The organism is Allokutzneria multivorans (genome assembly GCF_039537405.1).
Lineage (GTDB): Bacteria > Actinomycetota > Actinomycetes > Mycobacteriales > Pseudonocardiaceae > Allokutzneria > Allokutzneria multivorans.
This window is the reverse complement of record NZ_BAABAL010000019.1, coordinates 807,268-832,010: the sequence shown is the minus strand read 5'-3', so window position 1 is coordinate 832,010 and position 24,743 is coordinate 807,268. Positions and strand designations below refer to the sequence as shown.

The window sequence follows — 24,743 nt, the reverse complement described above, 5'->3', positions numbered from 1 at the left end:
TGGAGGTCAAGGAAGTGCTTCCCTCAGGGCCCGCCGTGGGCGAGGATGCCCGCGTGATCAAGAGAACTCTCGCCGTGCTCGCGGCCGTGCTGCTGGTCGGGGTCACCGCGCAGCCCGCGACAGCCGCGGTCAGCATGGTCGCGAAGATCGCGCAGGAGCCCGGCGAGTACGAGGCCAGGTTCCCCGACGTCGTCAAGCTGAACGACGGCAGGCTGATGGCCGTGTGGCACCGCGCCGCCGAGCACCAGGGCGCGGTCGGCACGATCCGGCTGTCCTTCGGCAGCGCCAACGGCCGCACGTGGAGCGAGGCCGCCCCCGCGCTCGCCAATCCCGGCTCCATGAACGGGATCGACACCCGCGATCCCAAGCTCGGCAAGATGCAGGACGGCAGCGTCGTGATGACGTTCTTCGTCCCCGGCGGCAAGGTCTACTACTCGGTGTGGAAGCCGGGTTGGACGCGCTTCACCGACCCCGTGCAGCTCACGGCCCCCGGCCTCGCGACCGGCATCTACAGCCACGGCAGCCCGCTCGCGCTTGCCGATCGCGCCGGGCACGCCGACCAGGTGCTGATCCCGGTCTACACCGTCGGCCCGGCGGGCGGCGCGCACTACATCCAGGCGACCTGGCGCCCCACCGCCGATCCGCGACTCCAGGTGAGCGCCGCTCACAAGATCATCGGCAACAGCAACCCGCCGGGCCGCGCCTACCAGGAGCCGAGCTTCGTCCAATACGGCGACACCGTCGTCGCGGTTGTCCGCGCCGAACAGAACGGGAAGGGCTCCCCGGCCATCATCGCCAAGTGGAACCCGTACACCGCGCGGCCCGACTTCACGTATCAGAGCTTCACCGGCGTGCTCGCGAACTCGCACCACCTGCTCAAGACCGCTAGCGGGAAGCTGCTTTTCACCTACGGCGACAGGGCGCGCACCGGCCGTCCGACGTCCGGGATGCTGATCGGCAACCCGACCGCCACATGGGTCAAGAGCAAGGTGCTCCCGCTGTACAACTCCGGCGCCGGCGACCAGGCGAACCCGTCGAGCGTCGAGATCGCGCCCGGCACGTTCCTGACCCTGGGCTACAACGCGAAGAAGAAGACGGCTTCGCCGACCGGCGGCACGCTGTGGGTCATCGAGAGCCACGCGACCGACTACTGAGGCGCAGGTCCTCCTGGGCGACCGCGTCAGCGCATGAGGCGCGTGCGCACGTCCGGGAGGAACCGCGTGTCGGCGCGGTGCACGCCGCCAAGGTCGATGTCGTGCGGCAACGCGGTCGGGGGCTTGTGCTCCAGGAGGAAGGCGAGCGCCTCTGTGACGATCTGCCGCTCGGTCAGCTCCGGTCGCGCCACCTGGACCCGCAGTTCCTCGGCCAGCTCCTCCGGCACGACCACGCGATGCTGGGTGGCGATGTCGCCCTCGCCGACCAGGGCGGCGAACTCGTGCTCGCCCATCGGCCGGACCTCGACGCGCTGACTCATCCTCGTCTCCTTCGCGGTGGCTGTGTTCCTGATGGCCTACCCGACCGCAGACGCCGAAAACCGGCACACTTGCCCCACCCAACGAGCGAGGGAAGGGCAGCGCGGATGCCGGGCGGCAGGTTGAGCGACCAGGAGCGCGAGCAGATCGCGACCGGCTTGGCCGACGGGCTCGGGTTCGCCGAGATCGCCAGGCAGCTCGGGCGGCCGACCTCGACCGTGAGCCGGGAGGTCGCCCGCAACGGAGGAGCCGCCGAGTACCGGGCCGAGCAGGCGAGCACGAGCACCTCGGCCAGGGCCCGGCGCCGCAAACCCGTCTTCGCCCCGGCCGTCTCTCCCGTCGCTGACCAGCACGGACGCGATGCGCGATCCATGATCGACTTCACCGGGCGGTTCGTCGAGCTGATGGTTCGGACCGGAGTGCCCCGCATGGCCGCGCGCGTGCTCACCGCGCTGGTCACGGCCGATTCCGGGAGCCTGACCGCCGCCGAGCTGGTGCGGCAGCTCGCGGTCAGCCCTGCTTCGGTGTCCAAGTCGGTCACCTATCTCGAAGGGCTGGAGCTCCTTCGCCGCGAGCGCGCGGGTGCCCGGGGGCGTGAGCGCTACCTCATCGATGACGACGTCTGGCTCCAGACGTGGATGACCAGCGCCCGCACTAACCAGATGCTCGCCGAGACCGCGCAGCGAGGTGTCGAGGTCTTCGACCGCTCCACACCCACCGGCGCCCGTCTGGAGAAGATGGCCCGGTTCTTCGCCCAGCTCAGCGACGACATGACCGGCGGTGGTCTCACCGAGTCCGTCGTGCGCGACGTCCTGACCGTCCTTGCCGCCCTCGTGCACGCCGCCAGGCCACTCACCATCGCCGAGCTGTCCACCGCGCTCGACTGGTCGCCGGAACGCGTCGTCGAGGCCCTGCGCAACGCCGACCAGCGCCCCGACCTCGCGGGCGCCGTCGGCGTCCTTCGCCTGGAGAACGGCGCCTACGCCGCCGGTGCTGCGCCGGACCGCCTCACGCCCGCGCAGCGCGACGCCCTCGGCAATTCGTGAAACGGAGTCGCATAGCAAACTCCGGAGGACAGGTTCGTGCAATCGCTTGCGCGGCTTGAACCGCTGCTGCCATGCTGCCTTTGGTTGTAGTCGAAAAGTGAATGCGTGAGGTGATCCTGAATGTCTGTTCAGCTCGTCGAGGCGCCGCTCAGTGCTTTCGCCGCCGCTGGTGATGTGGAAGCCGAGCTGTCTGTGCTGTCCACTTTCGGCGGCAATGCTTCCGGAGACGATTCATTCGGCATTAAGACGGTTTTCACGGCTTTCCCGGGTTGCTGCTCGCTCGTTGATTTCTGATTGATGAACGAGGCCCGAGCGCGCGGTGGCGCTATCACTGTCGAGGAACGCCACCGCGTTCTCGGTGCGCGATTGCTCGACCGATCAGTCGCACCGTTCGCGGTCCTGGCGGAGCCGCTGATCGGATGGGCTCGCGAAGGCCTCGCCGAGGCTGCTCCTGCGGTGCTCGGCCCGCGAACCGCCAACCGCTGGGCGGAGATGTTGCTGCCCGATCTGGCGCGCAGGCTCAACGGCATGGCGCAGCGGACCTGCCTGGCCGAGCTGGCCGATGCTCGTGAGCGGGGCGCTCTCGATGGCGAGGACAGTGAGCGCAGATTCGCGTCCTTCCTGGGCAAGCTGGTCGATGAGCGCCAGTCGCTGCTGGCTCGGTATCCCGTGCTCGACCGGCAATTGGCCGTTGTCACCGATCTCTGGGTGCGCCATGCCGCCGAGTTCTCCGAGCGGTTCGCCCGCGATCTCCCCGACCTCGTGGAGTGCTTCGCTGACGGCGTGGACCCAGGTGCTGTGGTTGACCTCCGCTTGGGACTCGGTGATCCTCACGGCGGTGCGCGGACCGTGTCGATCGTGGAATTCGAGAGCGGGCTCAAGTGCGTGTACAAGCCGCGCCCCCTCGCGGTGGACGTTCATTTTCAGGCCCTGCTGGAGTGGGTGAACGAGCGTTACGCAGGCCTCGACCTGCCGACCCTGCGGTGCCTGGATCGCGGTGAGCACGGGTGGACGGAGTTCGTCGAGGAAGCCGACTGCGAGCCCGGTGAATCAGCTGCGCGGCTCTTCCGCAGGTACGGCGGCCTGCTCGCGGTCCTCTATCTCGTGCACGCCGGTGACTGCCATGTCGAGAACGTGATCGTATGCGGAGAACGTCCATTTCTCATCGACATCGAGACAGTCTTCCAGCCGTTGTTCCTCTCGCTGAGTTCCGGCACCAGTTCCGCCGCTGAAGCAGCTGCCTTGGAGATGCGCGACGGGTCGGTCCTGTTCAGCGGTCTCCTGCCCGTCGGTGCCCGCCCTGCCGACGCGACAGAGGTGGCTGGCCTCGGGTCGTCCGCCGTTGCGCCGCGCGCAGGCGCTGCGCAACCCCGGGCAGTGGTCGTGGACGTGGGCACCGACCACATGCGCGTCGAGTTCAGGCCGCCGGTCGTTGAATCGTCCGCGTCATCACGGATGCCGCGACCGATCGAGCACCTGGACGACATCGTCTCCGGGTTCGCGGACACGTACGACGTGTTCGTCCGCCACCGCGCCGAGCTGTTGGACGAGTCCGGTCCGCTCGCGGCCTTCTCGACCGATCGCGTCCGCTGCATCATGCGGGACACGATGGTGTACGGCTTGCTGCTGTCCACCTCCTTCCACCCGAGCCTGCTGCGCGACATCGCAGACCGTGAGCGGCACTTCGACCGGCTCCGCGCTGACGTCGCCCGGCGTCCGGGGTTGGCGACGGTCGTCGAGGCCGAGCTGCGGGACATGTGGCGCAACGACGTTCCGCTGTTCACCGTCGGCGTCGACGGAGGCCCGGTCCGCGCAGCCGACGGCACGCCGCTTCCCGACGTGACCGTGCGGTCCGGCATGAGCGTCACTCGCGAAGTCCTCGACCGCCTCGGCTCGGACGACCTGGAACTTCAGACCTGGCTCATCCGCACAGCGGTCACCGCGGAGACGATCCGGTCGGAGCTGACCGTCGCGCGCGAGCGGCACGAATCGACCCCCACGGCTGAGCCCGTGGACCGGACCCGGCTCGCCGCCGCTGCCGACGCGATCGCGGAGAAAGTCGCCGCCCTGGCGGTCAGTGCTGACGGCGAGGCCGTGTGGCTGGGCTGTTCGACCGGTCGAACCGGCAACTACACGGTCGGCCTCCTCGGCGCGAGCTTCTACGACGGCCTCACCGGCATCGCGACGTTCCTCGCGCGCCACGGCGAGCTGCGCGGGTCACCTGACTCGACGCGCTTGGCCACCGAAGCCGCTCGCGCCGCGGTCCGCCAGATCGAGCGCTTCCCCGACATCGGCGTTGTGGGACTGCAAGGCGCGGGAGGCTTGATCTACGGGCTCTCACAGCTGCACGCACTCGTCCCGGACCGAGATCTCCTCGGCCAAGCGCTGTCGATCGCGAAACACCTGCGCTCCGCAGTGGATGCCGACGAGCAGTTCGAGGTCGTGGGTGGAGCCGCAGGCGCGATTTTCGGGCTCGCCGCGCTGCACAGCGTGCGCCCGGACGGAGCCGTCCGCGACGCGATCGCCGCCGCTGCCGACAGGCTCGTGTCCCAGCGGCAACCGTGCGTGGTCGGCGCGGGCTGGACGGCCGCTGTGCTCAAGAACATGGGCCTGGGAGCGGAGCCGCTCGGTGGCTTCGCGCACGGCGTCTCCGGGATCGCGGCCGCGTTGGCCGTCGCCACCGACGTGCTCGGCGACGAGCGCTACAAAGACACGATTCGGGACGCTCTGGCCTACGAGGCGCGCCTGTTCGATCCGGAAACGGGGCACTGGCGCGACCTCCGCCGCGACGTCGAGACCGAACTCCTCTTCAGCTCCGGCGAGAGCGGCTTCGACCAAGCGGTCGCCTGGTGCCACGGAGCACCCGGGATCGGCATCGCCCGCCACATGGTGCTCGACGTCATCGACGACCCGACCTGGCGTGCCGAGCTGGCCACCGCCACTGCGGCCACACTCCGCTCCGGCTTCGGCAGCGACCACTCGTTGTGCCACGGGGACCTCGGCAACCTCGACTTCCTCCTGCTCGCCGCACAACGCGACCCCACGCTCACCGAGCCGATACTCCGGCAGGCCGCTGGTGTGCTGGACGGCGTCGACCAGCACGGATGGCGCTGCGGCATGCACCCGAACCTGGTCGGAGCCGGGTTGTTCACCGGCCTGGCCGGGATCGGTTACGGCGTGCTCCGCCTGCTCGACCCGGAGGCCGTGCCCTCGGTCCTCGCGCTCGAACCACCGCGGAGGACATGACCGCAGAGGGAATGACCGGTTTGTTCAAGACCGCCGTCGAGGCGACGAAGCACGATGAGCGCATGACGATCGACCTCACCGCCGCCTCCGCGTTCATGGCCGGGCACGCCCGCGTGCTCGACCGCCGCCGCTTCGAGCTGCTGGTGGGAGGCGGTGACCCCGCCGCCGTGCTCGCCGCGCTGGACGCCTATCGCAACCCCGACGGCGGCTACGGCTGGGGACTCGAACCCGACCTCCGGTCGCCGGAGAGCCAGCCCGGCGCGGCTCTGCACGCCTTCGAGGCCTTGGCCGACATAGCTCCCGTGCGCGCACCGCAAGCCGTGGCGCTCTGCGACTGGCTCGCGTCGGTCTCCCTCCCCGACGGCGGTCTGCCGTTCGCGCTGCCGCTGACCACCACAGCCGCCTCAGCACCGTGGTGGCAGAACGCCGAGCCGGGGTCCTCGCTCCAGATCACCTCGGTCACCGTCGCGGAGGCCCTGCGCGTCGCGGCCCACGACCCTGCCGTGGGCGAGCACCCGTGGCTCGACCGCGCGGTTCGCTACTGCTTCGACGCGATCAGGAAGATCGACGGTCGGCCCTTCGCCTACGTCCTGTCTTTCGCGATCCGCTTCTTGGACGCGGCGCACGACCGCCACCCGGAAGAGGCCGCAGAGCTCCTCCGCACGCTAGCCGCGCACGTGCCAGCGGACGGCCGAGTGCACGTCGACGGCGGCACCGAGGACGAGTCGCTGCATCCGCTGGACTTCTCGCCGCGCTCCGGTCTGCCGTCGCGGTCCCTGTTCACTCCGGAAGTGGTCGCCGCCGACCTCGACCGCCTCGCACGGCTGCAGCAGGACGACGGCGGTTGGGTCGTCGACTACGCCAAGATCTCGCAGGCGGGCGCCCTGGACTGGCGCGGCTACACCACCGTTCACGCCGTCCAGGTGCTCTCCGACGCTACGCGTTCTCCGTCCTGACCGGCTGTTCCACGACGAGCTCCAGTCCGGAGCCCTCCGAGAGCAGCAGGGTCGGCGTGAGCGGGTTCGGCTCGTAGTCCGAATCGAGCACCATCTGGGCGAGCTGGTCGGACCAGTACGAGCTGGCGCCGGTGATGTAGATCTGGTCCGGGCACGGCAGCGCGATGAGCAGCTGGTCCTCCTCCAGGATTCCGGAGATCCACTCGTGGAAGTCCGGTGCCACCACCGCCGACCCGGCGAAGTAGCCCTCCCGCTCCAGGCTGACCATCCGGTCCGGGGTCTCGTCGCTGCCCCTGATCTGCGCCGTGAGCCCGACCATCAGGTTCGCCGTCGCCTCCGCCATCAGCTCGTCGACGCCGCGTCCGCCGAGCTGCTCCTCGACGACGTGGTGCATGCCGATCGTGCCCTCCGAGGTCATGCTGACGTGGGCGAAGGACGCGAAGAGCGTTCCCGGGACGATCGGCACGTTCGGGAAGTGCTCCAGATCGGGCGAGGAGGACGTGCTGCGCAGGATCGGCAGCAGAGCGCCCTCGGGCCGCTGCTCGGCCTTCTTCTCCTGCGCCTTCTGCAGCTGGCTGCGCCGCATCGCCTCGCGAACGCGCTGCCGGATCTCGTCCTCGCTCAGGGACTGCTCACTCACCTGCGCAGGTTATCGCCCGAGCCGCCCACGGGGATCGCGTGCGGCCCGGGGTTGACCTCAACCTGAGTTCCGGTTGAAGGCTGCTCCCATGACAGCGACGAGTGAACAGCAGGAGATCGAGGCCATCAGGCGCGTGGTCGCCGAGATCGAGCGCGTGCAGCGCAACGAGCTGGTGGAGGAGTTCATCGGACTGTTCCGCGAGGACGCGGTCTGGACGACCGGCCACGGCAAGGTGCTCATCGGCCGCGACGCCATCGCGGAGTTCACCCGCAAGGTGCTCCCGGGCGCCACGGCCGGCTCCATCGCCACCTACGAGGTCGTCCACGTGCTGTTCGTCCGCCCCGACGTGGCCGCGGTGAAAGTGCGCCAGCGCTACCTGACCCTCGAAGGCCAACCCGTTCCAGGGGACGGCGAAGGCGCCCCGCTGTACGTCATGACCAAGGAGGACGGGCACTGGCGCCTCACCGCGTGCCAGAACACCGTGGTCGTCGGCTAGCGCAGTCCGTCGAAGTAGGGCTTCATCTCCGGGTAGAACTCGCTGAACTCGGGCCGGGGCGTACCTTCCCGCGCCGCGACGAGCATGTCGAGGTAGTACTCCCAGCCCGGCCCGATCTCGCCGATGCCCTCGACCGATTCGAGGTGGTGGGTCAGCTGCAACGTGGTCACACCGTCCTTCTCGGACAGCGCCAGTTCCAGCCTCCAGTTGCCGACCTCGTCCTTCATGGACACCTCGAGCTGCCGGGGTGCCGAGCAGGATTCGATGCGCAGGTCGCACCACGGCTGCTTCTCCTCGAAGGCCAGCTGGAGCTTGACCATCTGCCCCGGGCCGGCGTCGCCCTTCCACGGTCCGAACCACCGCGCGGTGCGCTCGGGCTCGGTGACGCTGGCCCACACGTCCTCGATCGGCGCGCGGAAGGTGCGGTCCAGCACCAGCTCGGTACCGGAGTCGGTGTGGAAAAGGCGAGCGGTCGGTGTGCGGCTCATGCTGTTTCTCCCTTTCGTAGGTCTTCTGTGCGGTGTTCACGCCGGGTCCGGTAGACCTCGGTCTCCAGCGCGTCGAGGCGGTGCTCCCACCCGGACGGCCTGGCGAAGGTGGCCAGCCACTGGGCGAGTTCGGTCAGCCGCTCCGGGTGGAGCACGTAGAAGCGCTGCCTGCCGACGAGTTCGTCGTGCACCAGCCCGCTGTCCCTGAGCACCCGCAGGTGCCTGCTCACAGCGGGACGGCTGATCGGGAAGCGGTCGGCTAGCTCTCCCGCTGACCGTCTCTGCTCGCGCAGCAGGGTCAGGATCTCCCGTCGCACCGGATCCGCGATCGCGCTGGCCACCTCGTCCACGAGAGGAAGCGTAACCCACTGGTTACGCTTTCGCCAGTTCTGGCATCGCGGCCGTTCACGGGGCCGCCTTCGTGACGGTTCACAAGCGCCAGCTGCGCAATCTGGGCGGAATCCCACTCCGATTCACGTTCTCGCCCCGCACCATGTGAGGACGCGCTACGACAACGGTGTTGGAGGCTGGGATGCGGCTGAGCGGACGAATCTGGGCTGGACTCCTCTGCGTCGCCACTGCGGCGGCGGTGACCGCGACGCCCGCACAGGCGCGCGAACCGCTGGAGTACGTGGCACTCGGCGACTCCGCGGCCGCCGGGCCGCTGATCCCGAACCAGGACATCAACCTCCTGTGCCTGCGCTCGACCAACAACTACCCGGCGATCGCCGCGAAGTCCCTCGGCGCCAAGCTCACCGACGTGAGCTGCTCCGGCGCGACGACGAGCGACCTCACCACCCGGCGATTCGGTGTCCTCGCGCCTCAACTCGACTCGTTGAGCGCCACGACCGGCCTGGTCACGGTGACGATCGGCGCCAACGACTCGGGACTGTTCACCCACGCCCTCTCGTGCATCAACCTCTTGCCCGAGCCGATCGGGTTCTCCTGCGCGGACCGGCTCACAGCGGGCGGCAGGGACACCGTCGGCGAGGCCGTCGACGCGTGGGCACCGAAGTTCGCGGCCGCGCTGGACGAGATCCGTCGCCGCGCCCCGAACGCGAAGGTGCTGGTCACCGGCTACGGCACCTACGTGCGCCCCAACGGCTGCTTCCCCGTTCAGCCGGTGTGGTCGCGGGACGCCAACTACCTCCAGGGCGTCATGAACAAGATCAGCTCGAAGGCGCGCGAGAACGCGCTCGCCCGAGGAATGCGGTTCGTCGACTTCGCCGCCGTGACGGTCGGGCACGACATCTGCGCGGCGCCGAAGGACCGGTACCTCGAAGGGCTCGTCCCGACGCACATCGCGGCCCCGCTGCACCCCAACGCACAAGGCATGGCCGCCTTCGCCACCGCGGTCGTCGCGGCGACCGCCTCCAAGAGCCGCTGACGGCGCTCCCGGCTAGTGCCGCGGTGCCCGAGCCGCCAGCGCCGCGCTGATCAACGCGATGTCCGTGACGTTCGTCGGATCGAGCCCGGTCAGTTCAGCGATCCGTCGGAGCCGGTAGTCGACCGTGTTCGGATGCACGTGCAGGTCCGTCGCGGTCGGCCTCCGGCTCCCACGCCGCAGGTAGGTCTCCAAGGTCTGCACCAGCTCCTCGTTCCCGTCGAGCGGGCGCAGCATCGCCGCGAGCCGGTCGCGCGCGGCGCTCGGCCGCGACAACTGGTACTCCAACAACACGTCATCCAGCCGGTACACGCCGCCGGGCTTGCCGGAAGCCGCCGCGACCGCACGGACTTCGTCGGCCAGCTTCGCCGCTGCGGCGACCTCCTCCGGAGCGGCCTCGGCGACCCCGACGGTGATCTCCGCCCCTGCCGCCCGAGCCACGTCAGCGACGATCCGCCTCAACCGGTCCCAGTCCCGTTCACCCACTTCGTTGACCGACGTCGGATGCGGCAGCAGCGCGATCCCACCCGCAGGCGTGAGCGAGGACAGCACCGGACCCCTGATCTGACGCTCCAGTTCCGCCCGCAGCCGCCTGAGCTTGCGCCTCCCGGCGACCAACTGGTCCACCCCTGGCTCGGTCTCGTCCGCGTGACTGCCCACCGAGAGCGCCAGCACCAGGTAGCACGGAGGTAGCCGGAACCCGGTCCGGCTCGCCGCGGCATCAGCGGGCGTGCCGTCCAACAGCGCCGTCAGCAACGTGTGCCGCGCGGACCGCTCGTCGTCGAAGAGCGTCTGCCGCTGGTCGAGATAGCCAGCGCCCACTGCGGGCGTGATGAGTTCCAAGTAGCGCAACGCCAGCGAGTTCACCGCCATCACGTCGTGCACCTCCTCCGGGCGCACCTCCGGCGTCAACGACTCCCACACCACCTGGACACCGATGTGGTAGGCCGTGAGCACGATGTCGATCGGGATGCCCTCCTCGGCGCGGCGCGCTGCCGACTCCCGCAGGAAGGCCAGCTCCTCCGCACTCGGCAGGGACTTCGTCCGCACCATGGCGACGAACGACCGCAACGTCTGCGCGATCACCCGGTTGATATCGCCCGCGAGCTCCTCGGACGGCAGCAGGCCGTACGCGGGGATGCGCGAGGTCACCGCGGCGAGCACCAGTTCGGTGAGCGCGGGCAGGTTCTCGCTGAGCCGCTCGTGCAGCGGACGCCCGCCGAACCGGAACGGCTCCCGGTCACTCACCACGGTTGTTACCCATCACAACATTCGGCGCAGAACTCTGGGATACGAGCCATATCTCCTCCGCATGTTCGTGAACCATCATCACACTTCCGGGTTCCCGCGTCGAAGGAGACGCATCATGCGCGAGGTCGTCGTCGCCCCGCTCGTTCCCGCTCCCGAGAGGGGCGGCCTGGCGGAACTGGTCTACGCCAACGCCGATGAGGCTCCGGATCACGTCGCCTTCCGCCGCCGAACCCCCGACGGCTGGTCGCCGGTGACCGCGAAAGAGTTCCGAGACCAGGTGCAACGGCTCGCCAGGGGCCTCGTCGCGGCGGGGGTCCGCGCGGGGGAGCGGGTCGCGATCCTGTCGTCCACCCGCTACGAGTGGACGCTGTTCGACTTCGCGATCTGGGCCGTCGCGGCGGTGCCGGTGCCGATCTACCCGACCTCGTCGCGGGAACAGATCGAATGGATCATCACGGACTCCGGCGCGACAGCGGTCGTCGTGGAGACTCCCGAGCACGAGGAGAAGGTCGCCGGGTTGCCGCTGCTTCGAGGGGTGTGGCGGATCGACACGGTCGAGGACCTCATGGCGCTCGGCGAGGGCGTCGCGGCGACGGAGATCGACGAACGGCGCGCGACCGTGTCGCCGAAAGACGTCGCGACGCTCATCTACACGTCGGGGACCACCGGACGCCCCAAGGGATGCGTCCTGACGCACGCCAACTTCTTCGCGGAGGCCGGCAATGTCGCCGAGCTGCTGAGCCCGCTCTTCAAGGGCAAGGACGTGTCCACGCTGGTGTTCCTGCCGCTGGCACACGTGTTCGGCAGGATGGTGCAGGTCGGCTCGGTGCTCGCGCGCGTCACGCTCGGCCACACCGCCGACGTGAAGAACGTCGTCAACGACCTGGCCGCCTTCCGCCCCACCTTCGTGCTCTCCGTGCCGTACGTCTTCGAGAAGATCTACAACAGCGCCCGGCAGCGAGCCGAGTCCGCGGGCAAGGCCCGAATCTTCGACGCCGCGGTCGAGACCGCGATCAAGTACTCGGAGGCCACCAGGCCCGGGTTGGTACTGCGAATCCGGCACGCCGTCTTCGACCGGCTGGTCTACCAACGGCTGCGCTCCGTCCTCGGTGGACGGTGCACCTACGCCATCTCCGGGGGCGCCGCGCTCGGACGTCGGCTCACGCACTTCTACCGCGGCATCGGTCTCACCGTGTTCGAGGGCTACGGCCTGACGGAGACCACCGCCGCGGTGACGATCAACGCGCCGAGCGCGGCCAGGGCGGGAACGGTCGGTCGGCCGGTGCCCGGCACCACTGTCCGGATCTCCGGCGACGGCGAGGTCTTGATCAAGGGAGGCGTGGTCTTCTCCGGCTACTGGGGCGCCTCATCAGCACAGGACGAGTGGTTCGCGACGGGCGACCTCGGCTCGCTCGACGACGACGGCTTCCTCAGCATCATCGGCCGCAAGAAGGAGATCCTGGTGACCAGCGGCGGCAAGAACGTCGCGCCCGCCGTCATCGAGGATCGGATCACCGCCCACCCCCTCGTCGGCCAGGCCGTTGTCGTCGGTGACGGCCGCAAGTTCGTCGCCGCTCTGATCACCATCGATCGCGAGCACCTCGCCCTCTGGAAGAAGAGCAACGGCAAGCCGGACGGGGCGACAGCTGCCGACCTCGTCGAGGACCGTGAGCTCCTCGCCGAGGTCCAGCAGGCCGTCGACGCCGGCAACGAGGCTGTGTCCGCCGCCGAAGCGGTGCGCCGCTTCCGCGTCCTGCCAACGGAGTTCAGCATCGACGGCGGCCACCTCACACCCTCGCTGAAGCTCCGCCGCAGCCAGATCATGAACGACTTCGCCGACGAGGTGGAGTCCCTGTACGAGCCGCGCTAGGCGCGCTTCCCACGGTGAGTGGTCGGCGCGCCCAACGCGGCGAGCGGCGGTTTACCGAGCAGCTACCCGGGCTTCCTCGGCCGCAGTGCGAACAACGTCGGTCTGTGCGGCAACGACGTGAGTGGCAGCGACGTGGCTGGCTGCATTGCGGCTGGCTGCATTGGGGCTGGCTGGATTGTGGCTGGCAACGCCGTGGGTGGCAGTGTTGTGGTCAGCAACGCCGTGAGCAGCGACCGGGTTCCCCACCCAGGCCGTGCCGTCCGGCAAGCTTTCGCCGCGCATCACCAACGAATTCGCCCCAACGCTGCCGTGTGCTCCGACAGCGGAGTCGAACAGCACCACCGACCTCGGCCCGACCGTCGCGTTCCGGCCGACGTGGATCGGCCCGAGGCGCATGATGCGGTCGTGGAACAGGTGCGTCTGCACCACGCAGCCCCGGTTCACCACCGCGCCATCGCCCAGCGTCACCAGGTCCGGCTCCGGCAGCCATCGCGTCTCGCAGTGCACACCCCGCCCGATCTTCGCGCCCATGCCGCGCAACACCATCGAGAAGAGCGGCGTGCCGATCAACGCCGTCCCTGCCCACCGGGTCACGAGTTCCTCGAAGAACACCGCAGCGAGTTCGTTGCGCCACACGAACGAACTCCACAGTGGACGTTCACGGGGAACGTGCTTGCCGACGAGCACCCATTTCGCCGCGACGGCGACAGCGATCGCTACCACCGCCACGGCGGGCATCAGCCAGCCAACCGCGAGCGCAGCGGCGGCAATCCCCTGTGAAGTGAGGAGAAAACTGAGCATGACGACGGTGAACAACGCGAGCCCGTAGCTCACCACCACCGGAATCAGGCGGCAGACCTCGATCAGCGTCCGCGCCACGACAAGGCGACGCGGTGGATTGTACGTTCTCGCGGTCGAGCCACCTTCCACCTTGCGCGGCAGCAACATCGCGGGCCTGCCAAGCCACGAGGTGTTCTCGGGAACCTGCTTCGGCGCGCTGGACAGCACTCCCAGCAGCGACCCGTCCGGAACCCAACGACCGGGACCCACCTCGGCGGAGTTGCCGATGAAGGTCCGATCACCCACGCGCGCCGTTCCGACCACCAGCCAGCCGTTGCGCAGCTCGTAGGGAGCCAGGCTGGTGTCATCGGCGAGGAAGCTGCCCGAGCCGACCGTCATCATGCTCGGCAGCCCGGCGACCGTGGAGACCTCGGTACCCCGGCCGATCTTCGCGCCGAGCATCCGGAGCCACCTCGAGGTGAACAGCCCCGCATACAAGGAGAACAACGTTCCGCGTGCCGCCGTGGTGAACCGCTGAACGAGCCACGCGCTCCACCCCGCAAGACTGTCCACACGGTGCACGCCGGGTTTCACCGCGAAGTTCAGCAGGCGGACCACCAGAACGGTTGCCCCCGCGTACGTGACCAGAGAACCCAACGCCGCGAGCGGAACCACCCACGCGGCAGTCGCAACGGTCATCGCGCTGGTGACCAACGAACCCAGCACGAGGAGTCCGGGAAACGCGGAGAGCAGCATGACAGCGCCGGTCAGCAGGGGAGTCAGGCCGTAGATCATCCGCCACACCAACGATCGCCGTGCCGGGCTCGCCGGCCACACCTCGTCGACCTCACCGAGATCCCGCGCCGGAGCGCCACCCCACTGCCGCCCAGCGGAGACCGCGCCGCGCACCGAGCTGCCCGAAAGAACTTCAGCGCCATCCTCGACAACAGCGCCGTCCAGCAGGGTCGAGTGCCCACCGATTCTACTGCCTGCACCGACTTCGATGCCGCCAACGCGGACGCAGTCACGGTCCAGCCACCAGCCCGCGAGATCGCTGTCCGGCTCAACCGCAGCGCGATCACCGAAGGTCGCGAGTCCGGTAACCGGTGGTAGAGCGTGCAGATCCACGTGCCGCCCGACGCGGCAACCCAATGCACGAGCGTAGTGGTGCACCCAGAACGTGCCTGCGATCGAGGCGACACCCACAACGGTGACCCAACGCTCGGCAGCCCACAACCTCAGGTGATTCCAACCAGCGCGACGGTGTTCCCCAGGGCGGATCCCTGTAGTGGCCAGTCGTGCACCAGCCGCAGCCAACAGCACTCGGCCCGGCGAGGTGAAGAACAGCAAGCAGGCGGGCCCAACCACGTACCAAGGGACCGTTGAGCTGATGCCCGGAATCCCGGCCAAAGCACTCAATTCCTGGAACGCGACGACGACCAACAGCAGCCGCAGGCCCGCGAACGCGAACACGACGAGCGCGAACAAGGACTGCGCAAACCCGAAGAGCGTGAACGAGCCAGGTTTCACACTCCTCTCCCGACTCGCCGCCTGCGGAGTGTTGCTCTCATCGGCCAGCTTCTCGGCGACGCCTCGCACAGTCGGATGCTGATAGACGTCGGCCACCGAGGCCTGCGGAAAGTGCTCGCGCAGCCGGGAAACCAGGTGTGCAACGGCGAGGCTTCCGCCGCCAGAACCGAAGAAGTCGGAATCCTCCGTCGGAGCTTGGCCCAGCACAGCGGTCCAGTGCTCGGCGATGATCGCCTCCGCCTCAGACCACTCCACCGCCCCAGCCCCTTCGAGCGGCCAGGGCAGCGCGTCCCGATCGACCTTTCCAGAGGCGCGAATCGGCATCTGCGGCACCACGGCGAGCAGCGGAACGATCGCGGCGGGAAGGCGCTCCGCTAGCTGAAGCCTCGCCGCAGCAACATCCATTGTGGACTCGACATCGTCCAGCGCCAGATAGCCGACGAGCACCGAGGCACCGGTTTCCGTCTTGCGCACGACGCTGGCCGCCGCGGAAACACCGGGCAGAGCGGCCAGCGCCGCGTCCACCTCACCCAGTTCGACGCGCCGACCGCCGATCTTCACCTGGTCATCGGAGCGACCAACGAAGACCAAGCCCTCAGGATCCGCCCGCACCACGTCGCCGCTGCGATAGGCCCGAGCCCAGCCCAACGACCGCAGCGGCGCGAACTTCTCCCGGTCCTTGGCCACATCGAGGTAGCGGGCCAGTCCGACACCCCCGATGACCAGCTCCCCGGTCTCACCCCAGGAAACCGGTTCGCCGCTCGCGTCGACAACCGCCAATTCCCAGCCCGCCAAAGGAAATCCGATCCGCACGGGCAGGTCCGCCGACACTCGGGCAGCGCTGGCCACCACGGTGGTCTCGGTCGGACCGTAGGTGTTCCACACCTCGCGCCCGGGGACATCGAGCTTGGCCGCCAACTCGTGGCTGGTCGTCTCGCCGCCGAGGATCACCAGCCGCACACCTCCGAGCGCATCCGCGGGCCACAACCCGGCCAGCGTCGGCACAGTCGAGACCACGGTGATCCCCCGCTCGACCAACCACGGTCCCAGCTCCGCGCCTGCCCGCACGAGTTCGCGCGGCGCCGGAACCAGGCACGCGCCATGACGCCAGGCCAACCACATCTCCTCGCAGGAGGCGTCGAAGCCGACCGAGAGACCGGCGAGCACCCGGTCGGCGGGCCCCAGCGGATCGTTCGGCAGGAACAGTTCCGCCTCGGCATCGACGAACGCGGCAGCGCTGCGGTGGGTCACCGCCACGCCCTTCGGCTTCCCGGTCGAACCGGAAGTGAAGATGATCCAAGCGTCGTTCTCAGGCGCTGGCGGCCGAATGGGACGCCGACGTGTCGTCTCGCGCAGCGTCCGGATTTCCCCACCAGGGCCCGCAACCGCGCAGACCTCCGCTTCCCGCCAGATCATCTCCGCGCGTTCCAGCGGATCGTCGAAGTCGACCGGCACATACGCGGCGCCGACCGACAAGGTGGCGAGAATGCTCACATACAGGTCTGCGGTGCCAGAAGGGATCCGAATCCCAACACGGTCGCCGAGCCCGATGCCCGCTGCGCGCCAAGCGGTGACGACCTCGCCGACCCGCTCGGCGAGGTCGGAGTAGGACAGGGTGGTCGCCCCGTCATCAAGCGCCAGAGCGCATGGCTGGGCGGCGACCGTGGTGTGGAAGATGTCCACCAAGGTGCGCTCGGACGGAGGGTCGGCTGCCGGATAGGTCGCGCTGCCCATGGGTGCGGTCTCGCGGGCAGTGCTCAGCTGAGCGGCTAGTCCACTGGTCATGTGCGTAAGCCCTTGTGCCGTCGATTCGCGAAATTCATGCCAGAGATCGCGAATGGGGCTTCTGTCCGCATCTCGGATCTCTCCGAGATCGAGTCGACCAGTGGAATGTTAAAGAAGTGTGTGAGTTGTGAGTGAGCGCTGTTGATGAAGTTGCGCCAAGCGGGTGGAGGGTCCGATGTCACCTGCGGGTTTGTTCGGGGCTTTCCGCTGAGGGTGGGAAGCCGGGTTTGAGATTGTCATTAGATGGTTCGATATTGGGCTTCACTGAAGCCTTACACCAGCGCGACGTGCCTGGACGTCCAGTACCTGTTCTACGGTCACGACGCGACGTTCTCGAACGTGGAGTGGATCTCCGTCGTGAGCGCGTTGCGGTGCGGTGGTGAACTACTCGCCCGCGCGCCGAACGAACTCGTCCTGGACGGGTGCTGCCTCGGCTGCGCGACCCTGACTACGCATCAGCTGCGCCAGGAGCACGCGGACCCGGGTTGCCGCCGTCGAGGTTCTCCGTGGGACTCGGGTCGGCGATCGGTTCCGACTCGCTTTCGTAGAAACCCCCGGACGGCGTTATCCAGAAGTGCCTGCCGTCGTCCATGTGGTGACAGGTCCAGCCGGACTCATGCCGCATCCGCTGGTGGTGCTGGCACAAAGACCTGAAGTCCATCGCCGATGCGGTCGTGTCGCTGGCAGGCGTGCAGTGGTCGACAGTGCAGTTTTCCGCGGCCTGGTCGCAGCCGATGGCTGAGCAGATGCCGTCGCGAGCCTTGACGAACTCCCGCAGCGCCTCGGAGGGCTCGTACTCGGTGCGCCCGACATCGAGGGCGATGCCGGTGGCCGGGTCAGTGAGGATTCGCTTCCACGTTCCACCCGCGGCGATCTCCTTGGCGACCGACGCCGGGACGGGGCCGTATCCGGCGAGCACACCGGGATCGTCGTTGATCCCGATCAGCGTGGTGATGGGTACGGTCACCTGGACCTTCGCCTGCCGCAGCGACGCGTGGACCGCCTCGCCCACAAGAAGATCCCGGGTGACGTCCGCTCGCCTCTGATCCAATGTCCGCCGATCGCCGGGGATGGCGAGGCTCTTGGCGAGTCGGTCGATGCGGCCCCATGCGAGCAACCCGTCAACTGCCGTGAGCCGCACGTGGAGTGAACACATGCCGTCGTCGGCGTTCGTCTTTTCAACCATGCGTCGTCGGCGTTTCTCCGCGTGGCGCCTCTCCGTGCCTGCTGGATCAAGTTTGCAGACGAGCTGCGACGCCCATTTCCGCAACGACACGTAGGTGCGGGTCGGGGCGTACTCGAGGAGCTTGGCCTCCGCGATGTCGGCCTGCGACGCGGGAAGGAGTTGGACCTTCCCGACGATCAGCAGGGCCTTGCCCAAATCGATCTTTCCCTCGAGAAGGGCGTTGAACACCGCCGGACGGGCGGTCACGGCCTGGGCCTGGCTCAACAGCGCTCTGGCTTTGTGGCGGGACATCGACAGCAGCGCGCCGACATCATCGCTGGAGTACGGCGTGTCGCGCTTCGCCGCGGGCTCGGTGAACTTGATCAATAGTCCGGCGAGCACTGCCTGTGCTGTGCACAAGGCGCGGAAGGCGCCCGCGAGCTCGCGGGCAGTCGTGGTGTTTTGCATAGCCACGAACATACGACAAGAAATCTGCGAATGTGCAATTTGGGGTGAGTTATCCACATGTCCACGAGAAAGCTTGGGTTTCCTGGGCGAGGTTGACTTGCCTGTGGATAGTTTTGTGGCGCAAGTGGCCTTCGTGTGCTTTACGTGTTCCTCTGGGGAGCTCTAGCGTGTGGCGGGCGGCGACCGCGACTCCGGGGCGGTGGCTGTCACAACCCTCCCCTCCCGTTCGTCAAGGAGGTAGCGATCAGAAGCGAGGGGGACGGGTGAACGGCGACAGCTGGCTCGTAGGACAGTTTGAGGAGAATCGCGGCCGCCTGCGCGCCGTGGCGTTCAGGGTGCTCGGTTCGGTGAGCGAAGCCGAAGATGCCGTGCAGGAGGCATGGCTGCGACTGAGCCGGACGGATGTCAGCGAAGTGCGCAACCTCAGCGGCTGGCTGACCACCGTCGTCGGTCGCGTGTGCCTGGACATGCTGCGCTCGCGTGCATCGCGACGAGAGGAGCCATTGGACGAAGGCGTGCCGGAACCGGTCGAACGCAGTGATCCGGAATACCAAGCGCTCCAAGCAGACTCGGTTGGTCTTGCGCTGCTGGTGGTGCTGGACACGCTCGGGCCCGCAGAACGATTGGCGTTCGTTCTGCACGATCTGTTCGGCGTGCCGTTCGAGACGATCGCCCCGATCGTGGGTCGCAGCCCTGCTGCCGCACGGCAGTTGGCTAGCCGTGCGCGGAGACGGGTTCGTGGCTCTGAGCAGGATGGTGCGACGGACCAGGCTAGGCAGCGAGAGGTCGTCGAGGCGTTCCTTGCCGCTTCACGTGGTGGTGACTTCGAAGCACTGCTGGCTGTGCTCGATCCCGACGTCGTGCTTCGGGCGGACGAGGTTGCGGTTGCGCTCGCCGCAGCGGCGCAGGGCAGCGGCGCGCCAGCTCTTGCCAGTGAGGTGCGCGGCGCCTCTGCAGTCGCACACGCATTCATCGGACGTGCGCGAGGAGCTAAGCCAGTGTTGGTCGACGGCGTTGTTGGTGCTGCTTGGGCGCCTGACGGGGACCCTCGTGGGGTCTTGGACTTCATCGTCGTGGGTGGCCGGATCGTGGGCATCGAGGTCGTCGCTGATCCTGAATACATCCGTCAGGCGCGGCCGGTGTTCCTTGCGGATTGATCGACGGTGACGGAGGTGGCCGCGTGGCACGCGCCGTAGCCTTCCGCTCGGGCGACAATCCGCCCTTGGGATACCCGCACCGCCACCTCGGTCGCATCACTGACGCCGGGTACACCAGCGGCGCTGGCGAGTTCGGTCGCTGTGCTGATGACCAGCTGAAGGCGAGGCCAAGCAGGTTCGGGGAACGCCTGCCGGAGGCAGTGCCACACGTCAGCGATCGCGAGTCGGGCCAGCGGCGCGAGTTCGGCGGGGTCATTGGTCACCACCGCGACGGTGATCTTGTCGCTGGCTCGCGCCGCTCGCACGGCTTCCTCTGCTGCGGAAAGCCTGTGCAAGCCAAGCACCGCAACGATTCCGTCGTGGGCCAAGGCTGCCGGCTCCGACTTCAGCGAGTTGAGCGCAGGCGAGGGTGACCACGCTTCGTCGACGAGCTTCACCGGCGCGATGATCGGCGGTGCGGGCCAGGAGTCAGCGAGGTCGAGCTCGGCCAGCTGTTCGCACGCCTTCACCACGTTGAAGGGCTCCACGAATCCCGGTGCGGCGGCTGCCATCTGTGTTGCGCCGTGCAGCGTGGTCAGAACGGTCTCGGCGATGCGGACCATTCGACCACGGCGCGGTTCCAGACGCTCAAGGGAGAGTCCGAGCAGGATGGCGTTCAACCGCATCAACTGCGCGTAAGGCAGGCGTGTACGAGTTTCGCCTGTGATCTCTGGCATCAGGTCCATGCTCAGCCGTGCTGAGCCGTCATGTTCACCGATATCGGCCAGCGGCAGCCGCGCCACCCAAGCGCGGGCGAGAGTGCCCAGTGCCTCTTTCGCGGTCAGACCGGGCTCCGCGTGCTGCGGGATCGGTGCATTCTCGGAGAGGTTGGCCAGCACGGCGAAGTAGAGCGCCCTCTTGCTCGGGAAGTTCGAGTAGACCGCGCCCCTGGTGAAGCCGGCGCGTTCGGCGATGGTGTCGATCTTGGCGTCGCGGAAACCGCGCTCGGTGAACTCCTCCTGCGCCGCGGCCAGGACTTTGACGCGGTTGTGCTCTTGTGATTGCGCCCTGCTGAGCCGAGCCATCGCACTCCTCGACGTAACCCACCGATGTGCGGGCCAAGATATCGCTGGTCCGCGTGGGCTGGCTGGACGCGACGGAAGAATCGCGGCGCACCGACCTGGAGGCGCGCCGTGGCCCTGGGGTCAGCCCAGCAGTTCCGGGCGCCGCCAGTCCTTGCCGAGCACGTGGTGGTCGAAGAACGCGAGAACCGTCGAATACCAGATCTTCGAGTGGGTCGGCGTCAGGATCCAGTGGTTCTCGTCCGGGAAGTACAGGAACTTGTGCGGGCCGGAACCGTCCTCGGCACGCAGCCTTGCCATGAGGTCCCACCACAACCGCATCGCTTCACCGATCGGCACGCGGTAGTCCCTGTCGCCGTGCAACAGCAGCATCGGCGTGGTGATCGCGTTGACGAAGTTGTGCGGGGAGTTGGCGTCCAGCGCCTCCGGTGTCGCTTCCCTGCGGAACTCGTATTCCACGTCTGCCGCAGTGTCCAAGCGCCACACGGACGCGTGACTGGCGATCGCGGAGAACCTGTCCGTGTGCCCAGCGATCCAGTTCGCCATGTAGCCCCCGAAAGAGCCGCCGATCGCGGCTGCGCGCGAGGAGTCGATGTCGGGGCGCTGCTGAGCCGCAGTGGTCATCTCCATCAGGTCCGTGTAGGGCTTGCCGCCCCACTGGCCCCAGCCGCGGCGCACGAAATCCAGGCCGTAGCCGATGGACAGCGCGAAATCCGGCATTAGGACGGCGTATCCCTTGGCGACGTACATCCAAGGGTTGGCGCGCCAGGACCAGGCGTTGACGGACATGACCGGCCCACCGTGGACCATCAGCACGAGTGGCGCGGGCTTGTCCGCGCTCGCGTCGTGCGGCAGCGCGATCCACGCACGCACCGATGTGCCGTCCTCCGCCGTCACCAAAATTTCTTCGAGCCGCCCAGGGAGCTCGTACTGAGCGCCGAGTACCTCTGCGGGGCCGCGTAGTGGTTCTACGCCGGACTCACTGATCCGGACGGGTGCGGGTGGGCTGTTCACAGCCGAGCGGAGGGCGTAGATCTCGCCATTCGGGGCGACTTGAACGTCGGAGTACGCAGCGTCATCCGAGGTCAGTCGTGTTGCTTCCCCGGTTTCGACGTCCACCCGCCACGCGGGTGCACGACCGTGGTCGGCGGCGACGACCAACAGCGCCGCGCCGTCCGGTGTCCAGCACGCGATGTGCGGCCAGCGGTCCCAGCTCCGTGCGACGTGTCGCAGCTCGCCACCTGCGACCGGGAGAACGGCCAACCACTTGTCGCCCGGGCCAGCAGGAGAACAGCGCTCGTCAACCTCGAAAGCAATGTGCTGTCCATCAGGGGACACCGTGGGCGCGCGGTACTGGTGCGCGGCGTCGTCAGCGAGCGTGCGTCGAACTCCCGTTGCCACGTCGATCGCGACGAGTGTTTGCCGCTGGGCTCCGCCAGCTTCAGCGACAGCCCACGTCGCGATCACGGTGCAGCCGTCCGGCGTGATGTCCCAGGAACTGCTGTCCCACAGGGCCCGGCCGACGTGACCGGTGACGTCGATGAGATCGAAGCTCTCGTCGGTCACGGACTTCGCGAGCAGCCGGGTGCGGTCAGGTCCGAGATCGTGGTCCCAGTACCGGATCGGGTTCTCCTCGTGCAGGAGAGCGGAAACACCGGCCTTTCGGCGAGCTGCCCGGAGTTGCTTGTCCGAGGCGAAGTCGGTGGCGGAGGGCATCATGCCCGAGCCGAACACGATCGTCCCGTTCTCGCTGACGACGACTCCACGCACACCGCCGGCCGGGCTCGCGATCACTCGCGCCTCGCCGCCGTGCACGGGCAGCGACCACAACGCTGACGCGGCCGAGTCCTCGTCGCTGTCCGGTCGTGGTCGCGACGACACGAAGAGCAGGTCCCCGGCAGGGCCGAACGCGACCGCTGACTCGCCCTCCGCGCTGCGGGTCAACCGCCGCGCAGGACGCTGGCCTTTGGGGTCGACCTCCCACAACGCCGTGGTGTAGCGGGCGCTCTCGGTGTTCGGGAGGGCGACCTCCACGACGATCCTGCTGCCGTCGGGGGCGAGTCGCAGTCCTTCGATCCTCGGCAGGGCGATGTAGGCGTCGAGATCGTCGAACGAGGTGCGGGAACCGTTGTCGGCGTCGGAGATCACCTGGCTTTCCTAACACCAGGAGGGACGGTCCGGGCCGGATTGATCAGAACCGGCGCGGAAGATCAACTCGAGGAAGGGGTGGCGGCGTCGAAGAAGTAGGCGACCGTGAGAGCGCCTGGGTCGACGACTCCGCGAGCGTGCTCGCCGACGTAGCTCGCGCGACCGCGTTTCGCGAGCAGTCGCTTGGTTGAGGCAGCCCCCACGTGCGCGGCGGAAGCGGCTTCCGCCAAAGCGTCTGGAACGGTCGCGCCGCGCGCGGCCGCCGCGCTCAGAGCCTCTGCGGCGGGGACCATCGCGTCCACCATCGTCTTGTGGCCGACCTCCGCCTTGCCCAGGCGTTGGACGACAGCCACAGCGTTCGTCGCGGCCTCGCCTAGCACCACAGCTGTGACCTCTCTGCCCTTGGCCGCCTTGGCGAACTCGCGGAACCACATGCCGAAGAGCGGGCCGCTGGTGCCACCCGTGTTCAGGAACGCCTCCGACACGGCGAGGAACACCTCGTGCGGGGAGGTCGGTTCGCCGGTGAGGTTGGCCGCGGCCCTGCGCAGGGCTGAACGGAGATTTGTGCCGTAGTCACCGTCGCCCGCTTGGCGGTCGAGCTCAGTCAGTTCGTCGTTGCGCTCAGCGCCGACAGTGACGAACCGATCGGCCCACGCGCGAGCGTGTTCAGTCGTGAGGGTGGTCATCGTCGAACTCCTTTGTCACCAGGCGAGCGCGGGCGTGCGGACCGGGGCGTTCCATAGTTCGAGCAGCGTGGAGTCGCAGCGCACCAACGTGATGGAGCAGCCCTGCATGTCCAGCGCGGTCACGTAGGAACCGACCAGGGCGCGCTCGATGCGCACTCCGACACCCTCTAGGAACGCGGAGAGTTCGCGGTGCACGACCGCCAGCTCAAGCGCGTGCGTCGATCCGAGGCCGTTGACGATCGCGATCACCGACTCGCCCCGCTGAAGGCCGAGTGCCTCGACAACGGGCTGAGCGAGCGCCGGAACGAGTTCGCTCGCGGGGCCGAAGGGGTGTTGACCGACGCCGCGCTCACCGTGGATGCCGACACCGAACTCCACCTCGTCGTCGGCCAGGTCGAAGGATGGGCGCTGCTGGCCGGGGTGGGTGCACGCCCGCAACGCGAGCGCCATCGTGCGCGAGCTCGCGACAACGCGGCGGCCCAGCTCAGCGAGCTCCGAGAGGGAGGCGCCACGCTCCGCCGCCGCACCGCAGATCTTCTCGACCGCGACCACCGCCGCTGTTCCCCTGCGTCCGGGACCGCCCTCGTCGCCGCCGTCAGTGGCGAGGTCGTCGTCGACCAGGACGATCTCGACCTCGATGTTCTCCTCGCGGGCGAGCTCCGCCGCGATCGAGAAGTTGAGCACGTCGCCGGTGTAGTTCTTCACGATCAGCAGGACGCCTCGACCGCGATCGACAGCCTTGATGCCCGCGCGGATCTGGTAGGCCGTCGGGCTCGCGAACACCGCGCCGGGGATCGCGGCGTCGAGCATTCCCAGGCCGACGAAGCCGGTGTGCAGCGGCTCGTGGCCGGAGCCGCCACCGGAAACCAGTGCGACCTTCAGTGGGTCGCCGTCCTTGGGCGTGCGCAGCACCAGAGCCGGGTCCGCACTGACCTGGATCAGGTGTGGATGCGCGAGCCGAAGTCCTTCCAGTGCCTGGGGGATGAACTCGTCCGGATCGTTGACGAACTGCCGCGCGCTCATCGCTCTCCCGTCGTTGGGCATTCGCGAGTCAGAAATCATTTCGACGATGTCGAAATAGTGCACGGACCGTAGCCCCGGTGGGCGGTGTTGT

The 24,743-nt window shown here is 68.2% G+C and carries 20 protein-coding genes; 9 read left to right on the top strand and 11 right to left on the bottom strand.

Annotated elements, in window-relative coordinates; all coding sequences use genetic code 11:
• The first annotated feature begins 53 nt into the window (after positions 1 to 53).
• A complete protein-coding gene (locus tag ABD798_RS31925) occupies positions 54 to 1,154 on the top strand; it encodes a hypothetical protein (protein WP_344883239.1) in 1,101 nt (366 codons plus the stop codon).
• Positions 1,155 to 1,180: 26 nt separating this feature from the next.
• Here ABD798_RS31925 and ABD798_RS31920 read toward each other — a convergent pair whose 3' ends face one another.
• A complete protein-coding gene (locus tag ABD798_RS31920; RefSeq protein ID WP_344883236.1) occupies positions 1,181 to 1,474 on the bottom strand; it encodes a hypothetical protein in 294 nt (97 codons plus the stop codon).
• Between the two features lie 105 nt (positions 1,475 to 1,579).
• Between ABD798_RS31920 and ABD798_RS31915 the strand changes: the two genes are divergently transcribed.
• From ABD798_RS31915 to ABD798_RS31900, 4 genes are all read left to right on the top strand, one after another.
• Positions 1,580 to 2,518 carry a GbsR/MarR family transcriptional regulator gene (locus ABD798_RS31915; RefSeq protein ID WP_344883232.1) on the top strand — a complete coding sequence of 313 codons (939 nt, stop codon included), beginning with the start codon at positions 1,580 to 1,582 and terminating at the stop codon, positions 2,516 to 2,518.
• A gap of 120 nt (positions 2,519 to 2,638) precedes the next feature.
• Positions 2,639 to 2,812, top strand: a complete 174-nt coding sequence (locus ABD798_RS31910) for a hypothetical protein (protein ID WP_344883229.1) — start codon at positions 2,639 to 2,641, stop codon at positions 2,810 to 2,812.
• A gap of 3 nt (positions 2,813 to 2,815) precedes the next feature.
• Positions 2,816 to 5,764, top strand: coding sequence for a type 2 lanthipeptide synthetase LanM family protein (locus ABD798_RS31905; RefSeq protein WP_344883226.1), 2,949 nt, complete (start codon positions 2,816 to 2,818; stop codon positions 5,762 to 5,764).
• Between the two features lie 62 nt (positions 5,765 to 5,826).
• Positions 5,827 to 6,720 (top strand): prenyltransferase/squalene oxidase repeat-containing protein, encoded by an 894-nt coding sequence (locus ABD798_RS31900; protein WP_344883709.1) that lies wholly within the window; start codon positions 5,827 to 5,829, stop codon positions 6,718 to 6,720.
• On the opposite strand, the gene ABD798_RS31895 is transcribed toward ABD798_RS31900, so the two are convergent.
• Positions 6,701 to 7,360 (bottom strand): hypothetical protein, encoded by a 660-nt coding sequence (locus ABD798_RS31895; RefSeq protein ID WP_344883223.1) that lies wholly within the window; start codon positions 7,358 to 7,360, stop codon positions 6,701 to 6,703. The two genes, ABD798_RS31900 and ABD798_RS31895, sit on opposite strands and share 20 nt — an antisense overlap.
• An 88-nt stretch (positions 7,361 to 7,448) precedes the next feature.
• On the opposite strand from ABD798_RS31895, the gene ABD798_RS31890 reads away from it, so the two are divergent.
• Positions 7,449 to 7,856 (top strand): SgcJ/EcaC family oxidoreductase, encoded by a 408-nt coding sequence (locus ABD798_RS31890; protein ID WP_344883220.1) that lies wholly within the window; start codon positions 7,449 to 7,451, stop codon positions 7,854 to 7,856.
• Here ABD798_RS31890 and ABD798_RS31885 read toward each other — a convergent pair.
• Both ABD798_RS31885 and ABD798_RS31880 read right to left on the bottom strand, forming a co-directional pair.
• Positions 7,853 to 8,344, bottom strand: coding sequence for an SRPBCC family protein (locus ABD798_RS31885; protein WP_344883217.1), 492 nt, complete (start codon positions 8,342 to 8,344; stop codon positions 7,853 to 7,855). The genes ABD798_RS31890 and ABD798_RS31885 overlap by 4 nt on opposite strands.
• Positions 8,341 to 8,694 (bottom strand): metalloregulator ArsR/SmtB family transcription factor, encoded by a 354-nt coding sequence (locus ABD798_RS31880; protein ID WP_344883214.1) that lies wholly within the window; start codon positions 8,692 to 8,694, stop codon positions 8,341 to 8,343. The genes ABD798_RS31885 and ABD798_RS31880 overlap by 4 nt, the downstream gene beginning before the upstream one ends.
• Before the next feature lie 182 nt (positions 8,695 to 8,876).
• On the opposite strand from ABD798_RS31880, the gene ABD798_RS31875 reads away from it, so the two are divergent.
• Positions 8,877 to 9,731, top strand: a complete 855-nt coding sequence (locus ABD798_RS31875; protein ID WP_344883211.1) for an SGNH/GDSL hydrolase family protein — start codon at positions 8,877 to 8,879, stop codon at positions 9,729 to 9,731.
• Between the two features lie 12 nt (positions 9,732 to 9,743).
• On the opposite strand, the gene ABD798_RS31870 is transcribed toward ABD798_RS31875, so the two are convergent.
• Positions 9,744 to 10,979, bottom strand: coding sequence for a PucR family transcriptional regulator (locus ABD798_RS31870; RefSeq protein WP_344883208.1), 1,236 nt, complete (start codon positions 10,977 to 10,979; stop codon positions 9,744 to 9,746).
• Positions 10,980 to 11,094: 115 nt separating this feature from the next.
• Between ABD798_RS31870 and ABD798_RS31865 the strand changes: the two genes are divergently transcribed.
• Positions 11,095 to 12,849, top strand: a complete 1,755-nt coding sequence (locus ABD798_RS31865; RefSeq protein WP_344883205.1) for an AMP-dependent synthetase/ligase — start codon at positions 11,095 to 11,097, stop codon at positions 12,847 to 12,849.
• A 51-nt stretch (positions 12,850 to 12,900) separates the two neighbouring features.
• Here the strand turns inward: ABD798_RS31865 and ABD798_RS31860 are convergent, their stop codons facing one another.
• Both ABD798_RS31860 and ABD798_RS31855 read right to left on the bottom strand, forming a co-directional pair.
• Positions 12,901 to 16,944 carry a Pls/PosA family non-ribosomal peptide synthetase gene (locus ABD798_RS31860; RefSeq protein ID WP_344883202.1) on the bottom strand — a complete coding sequence of 1,348 codons (4,044 nt, stop codon included), beginning with the start codon at positions 16,942 to 16,944 and terminating at the stop codon, positions 12,901 to 12,903.
• Between the two features lie 448 nt (positions 16,945 to 17,392).
• Complete coding sequence (locus ABD798_RS31855; protein ID WP_344883199.1) at positions 17,393 to 18,577, bottom strand: DUF222 domain-containing protein; 1,185 nt, start codon at positions 18,575 to 18,577, stop codon at positions 17,393 to 17,395.
• A 263-nt stretch (positions 18,578 to 18,840) separates the two neighbouring features.
• Between ABD798_RS31855 and ABD798_RS31850 the strand changes: the two genes are divergently transcribed.
• On the top strand, positions 18,841 to 19,734 hold the full coding sequence (locus ABD798_RS31850; protein ID WP_344883196.1) for a sigma-70 family RNA polymerase sigma factor: 894 nt from the start codon (positions 18,841 to 18,843) through the stop codon (positions 19,732 to 19,734).
• On the opposite strand, the gene ABD798_RS31845 is transcribed toward ABD798_RS31850, so the two are convergent.
• The 4 genes from ABD798_RS31845 to ABD798_RS31830 form a co-directional block, all read right to left on the bottom strand.
• On the bottom strand, positions 19,704 to 20,798 hold the full coding sequence (locus tag ABD798_RS31845) for a TetR/AcrR family transcriptional regulator (protein ID WP_344883193.1): 1,095 nt from the start codon (positions 20,796 to 20,798) through the stop codon (positions 19,704 to 19,706). The two genes, ABD798_RS31850 and ABD798_RS31845, sit on opposite strands and share 31 nt — an antisense overlap.
• Before the next feature lie 120 nt (positions 20,799 to 20,918).
• Positions 20,919 to 22,943 carry a S9 family peptidase gene (locus ABD798_RS31840; protein ID WP_344883190.1) on the bottom strand — a complete coding sequence of 675 codons (2,025 nt, stop codon included), beginning with the start codon at positions 22,941 to 22,943 and terminating at the stop codon, positions 20,919 to 20,921.
• 62 nt (positions 22,944 to 23,005) lie between these two features.
• Positions 23,006 to 23,629, bottom strand: coding sequence for a dihydroxyacetone kinase subunit DhaL (gene dhaL, locus ABD798_RS31835; RefSeq protein WP_344883187.1), 624 nt, complete (start codon positions 23,627 to 23,629; stop codon positions 23,006 to 23,008).
• Between the two features lie 15 nt (positions 23,630 to 23,644).
• The gene (locus ABD798_RS31830) at positions 23,645 to 24,652 is read right to left on the bottom strand and encodes a dihydroxyacetone kinase subunit DhaK (RefSeq protein WP_344883184.1); all 1,008 of its coding nucleotides are present in this window, start codon (positions 24,650 to 24,652) and stop codon (positions 23,645 to 23,647) included.
• Positions 24,653 to 24,743 lie beyond the last annotated feature (91 nt).